Origin of the sequence: Bradyrhizobium genomosp. I (2014) (assembly GCF_000261685.1) — a bacterium.
Lineage (GTDB): Bacteria > Pseudomonadota > Alphaproteobacteria > Rhizobiales > Xanthobacteraceae > Bradyrhizobium.
This window is the reverse complement of sequence record NZ_AJQE01000342.1, coordinates 16,133-28,750: the sequence shown is the minus strand read 5'-3', so window position 1 is coordinate 28,750 and position 12,618 is coordinate 16,133. Positions and strand designations below refer to the sequence as shown.

Sequence of the window (12,618 nt, the reverse complement as noted above, 5' to 3'; positions counted from 1 at the left end):
GCCACAGTGGCTGCCATCACGGACGGATCGGCGCCGGGCCGGCTGGCCGACACGAAGATGGCGGGGAAGTCGACGTTCGGGACCGAGGCGACGGGCAGGAACTCGTAGGCGACGACACCCAGCAGGAACAACCCGATCGACAGCAGCGTGGTCGCGACCGGGCGGCGGATGAAGGGCTCCGAGATCGACGCCATCACTGCATCCCCTCGGTCGCGCCGGCGACCGGCGGGCCGCCGGATTCGGCCGGCGGCAGCGCCTGCTCGAGGCGGCGGTTGATGCGGTCGAGCGCGAGGTAGATCACGGGCGTGGTGTAGAGCGTCAGGAGCTGGCTCAGCAGCAGGCCGCCGATGATGGAGATGCCGAGCGGGAAGCGCAGCTCGGCGCCGGTGCCGCTTTCGATCGCGAGCGGCAGCGCGCCGAACAGCGCCGCCAGCGTCGTCATCATGATCGGGCGGAAGCGCAAGAGACACGCCTGCACGATCGCCTCATTGGGCGGCATCCCCTGCCCGCGCTCCGCCTCCAGCGCGAAGTCGATCATCATGATCGCGTTCTTCTTGACGATGCCCATCAGGAGGATGATGCCGATCAGGCCGATCACCGAAAGGTCCTGCCCGCACAGCATCAGCGCAAGGATCGCACCGACGCCGGCCGAAGGCAGTGTCGACAGGATCGTGATCGGGTGGATGTAGCTCTCGTAGAGCACGCCGAGCACGATGTAGATGGTGATCACGGCGGCAAGCAGGAGCCAGGGCTGTCCGGCGAGCGCCTTGGCGAATTCGGCAGCATCGCCGGCATAGACGCCGACGATGCTGTTGGGCATGCCGATCCGGGTCTCGATCGTCTTGACCGCCTCGACGGCATCGCCCAGCGCTGCGCCCGGCGCGAGGTTAAAGCTGAGCGAGACGGCGGGGAATTGCGCCTGGTGCGAGATCGCGAGCGGCGCCGTGGTTCGCTTCAGTGTCGCCACGGCCGACAGCGGCACCTGGGCACTGGGGGCGCCGACGGTGGTGCTGGCGGCGCCCGGCAGATATAGTTTTGACAGGATCGAGGGATCACGCTGGTACATCGGCAGGGCCTCCAGCACCACGCGGTACTGGTTGGCCTGGCCGTAGATGGTCGAGATCTGGCGTTGCGCGAAGGCGTCGTTCAGCGTGTCGGTGATGGCCTGGAGGCTGACGCCGAGCTGGCCGGCGCGGGTGCGGTCGACATCGAGCTGGGCCCGCAGGCCGCCCTCCTGCGCCTCGGAGGAGACGTCTCGGAACAAGGGATTGCGCCGCATCTCCGCAACCAGCTTGCGCGCCCATTCCGAGACCAGCGTCGCATCGGTGCCGGTCAGCGTGTACTGGTATTGCGAGTGGCTCGACTGGGTCGAGATCTGCACGTCCTGCACCGGCTGGAAATAGACGGTCATGCCGGGGATGCCTGATACCCGCTCCTTCAGCCGCGTCACGACGCCTGCGACGTCGTCACGCCGCTCGCCGCGCGGCCTCAAGCTCATGACGAGTCGGCCGACATTGGTGGTCGGATTGACCGAGCCCGCACCGATCACCGAGACCACGCCGACGACGTCAGGGTCGGCCTTGATGGCGTCGGCCGCCTCGGCCTGCCGCTTCTGCATCTCCGCGAACGACACGTCGGGCCCGGCCTCCGTCACCGCCGTGATCGAGGCCGTGTCCTGGAGCGGGAGGAAGCCCTTCGGCGCAACGACATAAAGTACCAGGGTTGCGATCAGCGTGGCGAAGGTCACGACCAGCGTGGCGCGCTGACGTTCCAGGACCCACAGAAGCGACCTGTGATAGGCATCGACCGTGCGATCGATGAAGCGGCTGATCGCGGCCAATCCCGGCACCGCCAGCTCCTGATGGGCATGCTTGAGCAGGCGTGAGCACATCATCGGCGTCAGCGTCAGCGAGACCACCGCCGACGTCACGACCGCGATCGTCAAGGTCAGCGCGAATTCGCGGAACATGCGCCCCACGAGGCCCGACATGAACAAGAGCGGAATGAAGACCGCGATCAGCGACACCGTCAGCGAGATCACGGTGAAGCCGATCTCGCTGGCGCCCTTCAGCGAGGCCTCCATCGCGCTGTCGCCGTTCTCCATGTGGCGGACGATGTTCTCGATCATGACGATGGCGTCGTCGACGACGAAGCCGGTGCCGATCGTGAGCGCCATCAGCGACAGATTGTCGAGGCTGAAGCCGGCAAAATACATGATGCCGAAGCTCGTGATCAGCGACAGCGGCAGCGCGACGCCGGCGATCACGGTTGCGCGCACCGAACGCAGGAACAGCAGCACGACCAGCGTCACCAGCACGACGGCAAGGACCAGCGTGAACTGCACGTCCCGCACCGAGGCGCGGATGGTGACGGTGCGGTCGGAGACGATGGTAAGGTTCACGCCGGCCGGGATCGCGCGCTGCACCTTGGGGATTTCGGCGCGGATCTGGCGGACGACGTCGATGACGTTGGCGCCGGGCTGGCGCTGGATGTCGATGATGACGGCCGGCGTGCCCTGGTACCAGCCGCCGGTGCGGTCGTTCTCGAGGCCGTCGACGATCTGCGCGACGTCGCCGATGGTGACGGGCGCGCCGTTGCGATAGGCGATGATGACAGGCTTGTAGGCGTCGGCGGCGGCGATCTGGTCGTTGGCGGCGATGATGTAGGATTGCTGCGCGCCGTCGAGCGAGCCCTTCGGTCCCGAGACATTGGCATTGGCGATCGCGGTGCGCAGATCCTCCATGGCGATGCCATAGGCCGCGAGACGCGCGAGATCGGCCTGGATGCGCACGGCCGGCTTCAGTCCGCCCAGCACCGAGACGCGTCCGACTCCCGAGATCTGACTCAAACGTTGCGCCAGAATGGTGTCGGCGATGTCGCTCATCACCCGCAACGAGATCGTGTCCGAGCGCAACGCCAGCGTCATGACCGGCGCATCCGCCGGGTTCACCTTGGCGTAGGTCGGCGGATAAGGCAGCGTCTTGGGCAGCACGCCCGCCGCGGCGTTGATCGCGGCCTGCACGTCCTGGGTCGCACCATCGATATCGCGGTTGAGGTCGAACTGGAGCGATATCTGGCTGACGCCGAACGAACTCGTCGAATTCATCGCCGACAGCGACGGGATCTGCCCGAGCTGCCGCTCCAGCGGAGCGGTGATCAGCGAGGCAATGACGTCGGGGCTGGCGCCCGGAAGCTGCGTCGTCACCTGCACGGTCGGGAAATCGACCTGCGGTAGCGCCGAGACCGGCAGCGCGAAATAGCCAAGCAGCCCGCCGATCAAGAGCGCAATGCCGAGCAGCGAGGTCGCGATAGGCCGGCGGATGAAGGGTTCGGAGACACCCATGGGATCTGCCTGCCGCTCAGGCGGCTGTTGTCGGGATCATGGCTGCTTGGCTCCACTTCCCGATGCCCCCGGCCCCGGGGCCGGCCCGGTCTGTCCCTTCTGGTCGCCCTCGCTGCTCTTCCGCCTGGCGCGGAACTCGCCGTCCCTGCCCTGGCCGTCCTTCTGGCCTTCTTTGGCACCATCCTTCTTCTGGGCGTCCGGCCCGCGCGTACGCTTGCGCGGGGCGAGATCCGCCGACGGGGTCTGGTCGTCGCGGCCGACGATCACCTTGGAGCCGTCGGACAGATTGGCAAAGCCCGTGGTGACGACCTTGTCGTTCGGCGACAGGCCGCTGGCGATGACGGCGTCATGCTCGTTCTGCTGGGTCACCGTCACGGGCTTGGCCGACACGATATTGTCCTCGCCGATGACATAGCTGAAGGTCCCGATCGGACCACGCTGCACCGCCGAGGTCGGTACCACCAGCGCCTGCGCCAAGGTCTCGACCTTGAGGCGGACATTGACGAACTGGCCCGGCCAGAGCTGGTAACTGGCGTTGGGGAATTCCGCCTTGAGCCTGAGCGTGCCGGTGGTCTGGTCGACCTGGTTGTCGATGCCGGTGAGATTGCCGGTATCGATCACGGTGACGCCGTCATTGCCGAACACGTCGACTGCGAGCCTGCCCTTTGCGGCGGCCGCGTTGACGCGCATGATCTGCTGCTGCGGCAGGCTGAACCATGCCGCGATCGGCTGCAATTGCGTGATCACCACGAGACCCGTGGTGTCGGCGGCGTGGATGATGTTGCCCTGGTCGACCTGGCGCAGGCCGGTGCGGCCCGAGATCGGGGCCACGATCTTGGTGTAGCTGAGCGTCGCTGCCGCGTTGTCGATCGCGGCCTGGTCGGCCTTCACCAGCGCCTCGGTCTGCGCGACCAGCGCCCGCTGGGTGTCGGCCTGCTGCTTGGAGCCGGCATTGGAGGCAGCAAGCTGCTCGTAGCGCGCAAGGTCGATGCGCTGGTTGGCGAGCTGGGCCTGGTCCTGCGCCTTCTTGGCGACGGCCTGGTCGTACTGCGCCTGGTAGATCGCCGGATCGATCTCGCCGAGCACGTCGCCCTTCTTGACGTCCTGGCCCTCCGTGAAGTTGACGGCGATCAGCTTGCCGTCGACCTGCGAGCGCACCGTCACGGTGTTGAGGGCCCGGATTGCGCCGACGCCGTCGAGGTAGACCGGCACGTCCTGGATGCGCGGGCTCGCCGCCAGCACGGGCACCGGCAGATCGGGGCGCTGGTTGCGGTTGTTGGCCTGTTGCTGATGCGTGGCGGTCCAGCCGAGGTAGCCGAGCCCTCCCAGGATCGCGAGCGTGATCAAGGTCATGACGAAGCCGCGGCCGCGCGGTCTTTTCGCCGTCCCCTCTTCCGCGCCCTGCTTCGTGTCCGGCTTAAAGAGCATTGACCGGTTTCTCCATCCTCGGCTCCCACCCCCCGCCGAGTGCCTGGTACAGGCTGACGATGGCGAGAAGCCGTGCGAGTTGGGCCTGCCACAGCGCGTCTTCCGCCTGGAACAGGGTCAGTTGGGTGTTGAGCACGGTCACGATATCAGCAGTGCCGGCGCGCAGCTGCTGCTCCGACAGATCGAAGGCGCGGCGCGAGGCGACGACGACGTCGCGCTGCAATTGCAGCCGGATCGTGGTCTGCTTGATCGAGAACAGCGCATTGTCGACGTCGGCAAAGGCCTGGACGATGGTCTTGCGGTACGTCTGGAGCAGCTCGTCCTGCCGCGCCTTGGCAAATTCGAAATTGCCAAGGATCCTGCCGCCGTCGAAGATCGGTTGCGTCGCGCTGCCGACGAGCTGGAAGAAGGCCGCGTGCGGCTGGAACAGCGAGACCAGCGCCGAGCTCTGATAGCCGCCATTGCCGGTCAACTGAATGGTCGGAAAGAACTGCGCGCGGGCATTGCCGATGTTCGCGGTGGCCGAGGCGAGCTGGGCTTCCTGGCGGCGGATGTCCGGTCGCTGCGTCAGCAGCTCCGACGGCAAGCCGGGCGTCACGCGCGGAATCGCGATCCGGTTCAGTGAGCCGCCGAGCACGCGCACGCTCTCCGGCGGGCGCGATACCAAGACGGCCAGCGCGTTGACGTTCTGGTCGAGCGTCTGGCGCAGCGGCGGCACCAGGGCCTTCTGGTTCGCGAGCACGCTCTCCTGCTGGGCGACGTCGAGATCGGTGCCGGTGCCGGCCTTGCGGCGCTCCCTGACCGCATCGAGAATGCGTTGCGCGCTCGCGATGTTGCGTTGTGACGTCCTGATGCGGTCCTGCGAGGCCAGCACCTGGAAATAGGCATTGGCGACGGCTGCGAGTGTCGTCAGCGCGACCGTGTCGCGATCGAAACGGTTGGCGTTCGCCGTCTCCTCCGCCGTCTGCAGCGCGTCGCGGTTCTGGCCCCAGAAGTCGAGCTGATAGCTGGCGCTGAGCGAGGCCGAATAATTCACGACCTCGCGCCCGCCGATGGACAGGCCAGAGGCGCTCGAACCCGAGGTGCGCGAATAAGTTTCCGACCCGGCTGTCGACAGGCTCGGCAGCAGCGCCGCGCCCGCCTGCCGCGCCTGGGCATCGGCCTGGACGATGCGCGAAACGGCAGCGGCGATGTCGAGGTTGACGGTCTGCGCCTCCTCCATCAGCTGCGTCAGCTCCGCAGAGCGGAAGCCGCGCCACCAGTCCAGCGACGGCGGCGCATCCCCCTTCCCGGCATATTTGTACTGCGTGGGTACGTCGAGCGCGGGATCGGGAAGATCCTGTGTCAGTACGCAAGCGCCCGAACCGGCGGAGAGGCACAGCACCGCAAGCCAGCGCGCCGCACGGCGCGTCCAGGACGTAGGCCCCAATGATCGCCGCATCGCGATCGCCGGAACATGTTGTGTCACATCCATCCCCCGCCGGGCAGATCGAGCCGCCACCGCGCGGCGGGCATAACCGATTCGCGGCAGGACAGTCGGGGGGCCTTGGACAACGCGTTCACAGCGGTGATGCTTTCTGCGGAACCTGAGACCCATATTAGCCGGGCGCGGAACAGCGGGACAGTACCGCAGTTGCGAGATGCCCATGCCAACGAGCCGGGAGCGAACTGACAAAAGTGTAAAATGTGCCTGTCTTGCAGCCACTTCTCTCATTACAAAACATCTGGAAGCGTGATCCAGCTTACCAAGATTTCATGTGATATTGCTGCCACATGGGCTCCTGAGACCTTTAATCCGACCGCGCCATACGGCTCCGGCTCGGTCACACCCCTCTGGCCGTCTCACAAGACCGTCAATTGCCGAAACCGAATCCGTCCATCGTGCCGATATCCTTCGGCTCCCACACGCTATCCACGCTGCTCGATCTCGACCGTCTCGCCCGTGGCAGGAATTGCTCGCAAGGCCACTCACGACGAGCGTCATCTTTTTCTGGCGGAGTCCAGTCACTTCCTCCTCCCGACATTCCGCCTCGCGGCCAAGCAGAATATCACTCTTTGAGCGGGCGTTTCGGCCGGTTCGCCGCAGCGCAAAAGCCTTCCCCTTTGGCCTCCCAAGCACTAGGTTCTGGCCAAGCCTGATCAACCCCTTGATGTGATTTCCCCTGACATGACCATTCGAAACGACGTTGTCGAAGCCATCGGCAACACCCCGCTGATCAAGCTGAAGCGCGCCTCGGAACTGACCGGATGCACCATTCTCGGCAAGGCCGAGTTCATGAATCCGGGCCAGTCGGTCAAGGACCGCGCCGGCAAATGGATGATCCTGGAGGCGGAGAAGCGTGGCGAGCTCAAGCCCGGCGGTCTCGTGGTGGAAGCGACCGCCGGCAACACCGGCATCGGGCTCGCGGTCGTGGCGAGCGCGCGCGGCTACCGCACCCTGATCGTGATCCCGGAGACCCAGAGCCAGGAGAAGAAGGACTTTCTGAAGCTGTGCGGCGCCGAGCTGATCGAGGTGCCGGCCCTGCCCTACGCCAACCCGAACAACTACCAGCACGTCGGCCGGCGGCTCGCCGACGAACTGCGCAAGACCGAAACCAATGGCGTGCTGTTCGCCGATCAGTGGAACAACCTCGACAATGCCAAGGCGCATTACGAATCCACGGGGCCCGAGATCTGGGAGCAGACCAGCGGCAAGGTCGACGGCTTCGTCTGCTCGGTCGGCAGCGGCGGCACGCTGGCCGGCGTCAGCCGCTATCTGAAAGAGAAGAACAAGAACATCCGTATCGCCTGCGCCGATCCGCATGGCGCCGGCATGTACGAATATTTCAGGACCGGCGATGCCAAGGCGACGCCGGGCGGCTCGATCACCGAGGGCATCGGCCTCAACCGCGCCACCGCCATCGTCGAGACTGCAAAGGTCGATGACGCCTATCTCATTCCCGATGCCGAAGCCGTCAGCGTGATCTACGAGTTGCTGCAGCACGAAGGCCTGTGCCTCGGCGGCTCGACCGGCATCAACATCGTCGGCGCGATGCGCCTTGCCAAGCAGCTCGGGCCCGGCAAGACGATCGTCACCATGCTGTGCGATTCCGGCAGCCGCTATCTGTCGAAGCTGTTCAATGCGGACTTCATGCGCGCCAAGAACCTGCCGGTGCCGGAGTGGCTCGAGAAGCGCAGCAACATCAAGCCGCCCTTCGTGTGATCGGCCCAACTATGCGACGTCGCCGCGCTCCGAGGCCGCGGCACAATAGTCGCGCCAGAACCGGCGATATCCCGCCTCGACCTTCCGCGTGTAGATCTCGACATTCCCGGCAGGCGAAGCTGCGATCCGGGCCGGCAATTCTGCCCGCAGCTTCGCCAGATGAGCCGGCTGCGCCGCATATTTGCACGCGATCGCGGCATAGCCTTCGTCATCCTCGGCGACCCAGTCCCCGAGACCGGCGGCGGCCACGATGGAGCCACCGGCGCGCGACGAGGCGCCGTTGCCGAGCTTGGCGACGACCGGAACACCCGCATAGAGCGATTCCCAGGTGCTGATGCCGCCGTTTTGCGGAAACGTATCGAGCGAGATGTCGACATTCGCAAAGGCCCGCAGATGCTCGGCGCGCGGGGTCGAGCCCATGCAGATCACGTTCTCCTCGACAACGCCCTGCTCCACGAACCGCGCGACCAGGCTGTCGCGCAGCAACGGATCGTCAAGCAGGGTGTGCTTGATGATGATCTTCGATCCGCTCACCGCGCGCATCACCTTCGACCACACCCGGATCGCCTCGTCCGAGATCTTGTAGATGCGGTTGAACACGCCGAAGGTCACATGGCCGTTGCGGAGCATCGGAAGCTCCGAAGGCGGCACATCCAGGATGGGATCGATCGTGATCAGGCACGGCAGATCATGGACCTTTTCGGCCAGCAAGTGGCGCGCCGATTGCGGAATGAAGGTCGAATCCGCCAGCACGTAGTCCATGGTCTGAAGGCCGGTCCCCGTGGCGTGCCCGAAACCCGTGACCTGGATGGGCGCCGGCTTCCGTGCGAAGACGGGAAGCCTGTTACCAGACGAATGCCCGGATACGTCGATCAGGATATCGATCCCATCGGCCTGGATACGGTCGGCCAGTTCGTCGTCGGAAAGCTGCCAGGCGTCGACCCAGATGTCCGCAAACGAGTTGAATTCGGCGGTCATCTCATCGCGTCGCGGCGAGCATGAGTAGCAGACGATCTCGAATTTGGCATGATCATGATGGCGCAGCACCGGCAGCAGGGCGAACGCCGCCGAGTGGTACCAGAACTCGGCAGCGACATATCCGATCACGATCCGCCGGTCCGGATCGAGCTGGCGCGGCAGCAGCGTCCTTTGCGGAAGCTTGGCGCCGATCGCGTCCCACCAGTTTTTTCGTGCAGCCTGCTGGATCGCGAAATCGGCGTCGGAGAGAAAGTCCAGAAAGAAGATCTTACGCGCGATCAGGTCCGCATTGTCCGGCGCCATCGCCAGCGCGGCATCGAGATGCGCGATGGTGGATGCGATCTCCCCCTGGTTGGCGAAACAGGCGCTCAGCAGCGTCATCGCGATCGCCGAGCGCGGATCTTCCGCAAGCAGGATCTTGACGGCCGCAATCGCCTCGGCCGTGTTCCCCAACTGGATGCTGACTTGCGCCTTCCCCTGCAAGGCGACCTCGAGCCTGGGCGAAAGCGCAAGCGCTGCATCGAAATCCGCCGCCGCCTGCTCCAACCGCGACAGCTCGAAATTGAGTCGTCCGCGGTGCGTCAGGGCCTTGGCCGAACGTGGCCTGATTGCTAGCGCCGCTGCGAGCGCGGCTTCCGCTTCATCGTAGTGCTTGAGCTCGATATTGACCACGCCCTTGCCGATGAGCGCTTCCGCCTGACGCGGCTGAAAGACCAGGGCGCGCTCGAAGCTCTGCCTGGCGCGGTCAAACTGGCGCAGCGCCAGCTCTGCCAGGCCACGATTGCAGAGTGCGTCGGCATGGTCCGGCTTCAGCCTGATGGCGCGATCGTACAGTTCGATCGCCTGATCCGCGAGATTGAGCTGGAGCAGCGTGTTGCCGAGACTGGTCAGCCCCTGCGGAAAGTTCGGCTTCAGTGCGATCGCCCTCTCCTGGCACCGGCGCGCATCCTCGAAATTCCCGAGATCGAAATGCACGGTGCCGAGATGGCTATGGGCCTCGTGCGAACGAGGATCGAGCGCAATCGTGCGCTCGAGCAGCCGCTGCGCCTCCTCGAGGCGCCGGCCGTTTTGCGCGCACAGGCCAAGCAAGTGCGTGGCATCGAGATGATCGGGAACAGCTTGCAGGATCTGGCGGCAGAGCGCCTCGGTCTCCGCATATCGGCCCTGGCCATAGGCGCTCGTCGCGGCAGCGATGACGGCGTCCGCCTGCTTCTTCAATTTCTTCTGCAACCGCGCGTTCTGAAATGCACGCGCGCCGGCGCCGCTGCTCTGCAAAGGATTCTCTCCGAAGGATGGCCCGAAGGGAGTCTAGCTGATTCGCAGGTCCGGCCCGCCGGTCGCTGGAGCAGCATCGCATCCGGGATTTTCCGGTCCTCAGCGCCTACGCCACCTTGCCGCGTTCCGAGGCCGCAGCACAATGGTCGCGCCAAAACTGGCGATACCCCGCCTCGACCTTCCGCGTGTAGATCTCGACATTGCCGGCGGGCGAAGCTGCGATCTGGGCCGGCAATTCTGCGCGCAGCTTCGCGAGATAAGCGGGCTGCGCCGCATATTTGCACGCGATTGCGGCATAGCCCTCGTCATCCTCCGCGACCCAATCGTTGAGGCCGACGGCAGCCACGATCGAACCGCCGGCGCGCGACGAGGCGCCGTTGCCGAGCTTGGCGACGACCGGAACGCCTGCATAAAGGGATTCCCAGGTGCTGATACCGCCGTTTTGCGGGAACGTATCGAGCGAAATGTCGACATTCGCGAAGGCCAGCAGATGTTCGTGGCGCGAGGTCGAGCCCATGCAGGTGATATTCCCTGCTGCGATGCCGTGCGCCACGAACCGCGCAACCAGGCTGTCGCGCAGCAAGGGATCGTCGAGCAGCCCGTGCTTGATGATGATCTTCGATCCGGTCACCGCGCGCATCACCTTCGACCACACCCGGATCGCTTCGTCCGAGATCTTGTAGATGCGGTTGAACACGCCGAAGGTCACATAGCCGTTGCGGAGCATAGGCAGTTCCGACGGCGGCACGTCCAGCACGGGTTCGATCGTGATCAGGCAGGGTAGATCGTGAACCCTCTCGACGAGCAGATGTCGGGCCGATTGCGGAATGAAGACCGGATCCGCGAGCACATAGTCCATGGTCTGAAGGCCGGTCCCGGTGGCATGTCCGAAACCCGTGACCTGGATCGGCGCGGGCTTGCGAGCGAAGACATGGAGCCTGTTTCCGGTCGTATGCCCCGATACGTCGATCAGGACATCGACCTTGTCGGCCTGGACGCGGTCGGCCAGCTCGTCGTCCGAAAGCTGACCGGCTTCGACCCAGACGTCCGCCAAAGGCTTGAATCGTTCGGTCATCTCATCCGCCAACGGCCAGCAGGAATAGCAGATGATCTCGAACCTCGCGTGATCATGATGGCGCAGCACCGGCAACAGAGTGAGCGCGGCCGAGTGGTTCCTGAATTCGGAGGCGACATAGCCGATCACGATGCGCCTGTCCGGATCGAGCTGGCGCGGCGCCAACGTCCTTCGCGGCAATTTGGCGCCGACCGCATCCCACCAGGATTTTCGGGCCTCCTGCTGAACCGCGAAGCCGGCTTCGGAAAGATAATCCAGCAAGAATATCTTGCGTGCGATCGCGTCCGAATAGCCCGGGCTGAGTTCGAGCGCGGCATCGAGATGCCGAAGCGCCGTTGCAATGTCACCCTGGCTCGCATGGCACGACGCCAGCAGCGCCATTCCGATCTCGGACCGCGGATTTTCCACCAGCAATGTCTTGACGGCCGCAATCGCCTGCGCCGTGTTTCCCAGCAGAATATTGACCTGCGCCTTCCCGCGCAGCGCCAGCTCGAGCGTAGGCGATTGCACAAGCGCCGCGTCGAAATCGGCGGCCGCCTGTTCCAGGCGCGATAGGTCGAAATTGAGCCGCCCGCGTTGCGCCAGCATCCTCGCCGAGTTGGGCTTGATCGCGAGCCCTGCCGCGAGTGCGGCTTCCGCCTCATCGTAGTGCCGACGCTCGATGCTCACCATGCCCTTGCCGGCAATCGCTTCCGCGTGACGCGGCTGAAACAACAGGGCGCGATCGAAACTTTCGTTGGCACGCTCGAACTGCCCCGTCATCAGTTCGGCCATGCCGCGATTGCAGAAGGCATCGGCATAGTCCGGCTTCAGGCGGATGGCGCGATCGTGCAGTTCAATCGCCTGTTCGGGCAGATTCATATGCAGCAACGTATTGCCGAGGTTGGTGAGAGCCAGCGGAAAGTTCGGCTTCAGCGCGATGGCCTTCTCCTGGCACCTGCGCGCATCCTCGAATTTCTTCAGGTCGAAGTAGACGGTTGCGAGGTTGCTGTAGGCCTCGTGCGAACGCGGATCGAGCGCAATCGCGCGCTCGAGCAGCAGTTGCGCCTCCTCCAGGCGCCTGCCGTCATGCGCGCACAGGCCGAGCAAATGCGTGGCATCGAAATGATCCGGCAGCGCTTTGAGGATCTCGCGACAAAGCGCCTCGGTCTCCGCATATCGGCCCTGGCCATAGGCAGCGGCTGCGGCGGAAATGATGGCATCCGCCTGCTTCATCAATTTCTTCTGCAATCGCGCGTTCTGGAATGCGCGCGCGCCGGCGCCGCTGCTCTGCAAGGTGTCTCTCCGGAAGATAGCCGCACGGAGAGTCTAGCTGAT

7 protein-coding genes are annotated in these 12,618 nt (G+C 65.0%); 1 reads left to right on the top strand and 6 read right to left on the bottom strand.

The window, feature by feature from the left end:
• The 4 genes from IC50_RS30620 to IC50_RS30605 all read right to left on the bottom strand — a co-directional run.
• Nucleotides 1-194, bottom strand: a 194-nt coding sequence (locus IC50_RS30620) for an efflux RND transporter permease subunit (RefSeq protein ID WP_035713812.1), incomplete at its 3' end; no start/stop codon positions are given.
• Nucleotides 194-3,343, bottom strand: a complete 3,150-nt coding sequence (locus IC50_RS30615; RefSeq protein WP_035713810.1) for an efflux RND transporter permease subunit — start codon at nt 3,341-3,343, stop codon at nt 194-196. The genes IC50_RS30620 and IC50_RS30615, both read right to left, overlap by 1 nt.
• A gap of 36 nt (nt 3,344-3,379) precedes the next feature.
• Nucleotides 3,380-4,771 carry an efflux RND transporter periplasmic adaptor subunit gene (locus tag IC50_RS30610; protein WP_035713808.1) on the bottom strand — a complete coding sequence of 464 codons (1,392 nt, stop codon included), beginning with the start codon at nt 4,769-4,771 and terminating at the stop codon, nt 3,380-3,382.
• Entirely contained in the window at nt 4,761-6,212 is a 1,452-nt protein-coding gene (locus IC50_RS30605; RefSeq protein WP_244429682.1) for an efflux transporter outer membrane subunit, read from the bottom strand. The genes IC50_RS30610 and IC50_RS30605 overlap by 11 nt, the downstream gene beginning before the upstream one ends.
• 726 nt (nt 6,213-6,938) lie before the next feature.
• Here IC50_RS30605 and IC50_RS30600 point away from each other — a divergent pair.
• Entirely contained in the window at nt 6,939-7,973 is a 1,035-nt protein-coding gene (locus tag IC50_RS30600; protein ID WP_035713805.1) for a cysteine synthase A, read from the top strand.
• 9 nt (nt 7,974-7,982) lie between these two features.
• On the opposite strand, the gene IC50_RS30595 is transcribed toward IC50_RS30600, so the two are convergent.
• Both IC50_RS30595 and IC50_RS30590 read right to left on the bottom strand, forming a co-directional pair.
• Entirely contained in the window at nt 7,983-10,226 is a 2,244-nt protein-coding gene (locus IC50_RS30595; RefSeq protein WP_035713803.1) for an O-linked N-acetylglucosamine transferase family protein, read from the bottom strand.
• A 106-nt stretch (nt 10,227-10,332) separates the two neighbouring features.
• Nucleotides 10,333-12,576, bottom strand: a complete 2,244-nt coding sequence (locus tag IC50_RS30590; RefSeq protein ID WP_035713799.1) for an O-linked N-acetylglucosamine transferase, SPINDLY family protein — start codon at nt 12,574-12,576, stop codon at nt 10,333-10,335.
• Nucleotides 12,577-12,618 lie beyond the last annotated feature (42 nt).

Excerpts from the sequence above, each read along its gene's own strand:
- IC50_RS30605 (WP_244429682.1), bottom strand. The coding sequence starts at position 6,212 with ATGCGGCGATCATTGGGGCCTACGTCCTGGACGCGCCGTGCGGCGCGC.
- IC50_RS30610 (WP_035713808.1), bottom strand. The coding sequence starts at position 4,771 with ATGCTCTTTAAGCCGGACACGAAGCAGGGCGCGGAAGAGGGGACGGCG.
- IC50_RS30615 (WP_035713810.1), bottom strand. The coding sequence starts at position 3,343 with ATGGGTGTCTCCGAACCCTTCATCCGCCGGCCTATCGCGACCTCGCTG.
- IC50_RS30600 (WP_035713805.1), top strand. The coding sequence starts at position 6,939 with ATGACCATTCGAAACGACGTTGTCGAAGCCATCGGCAACACCCCGCTG.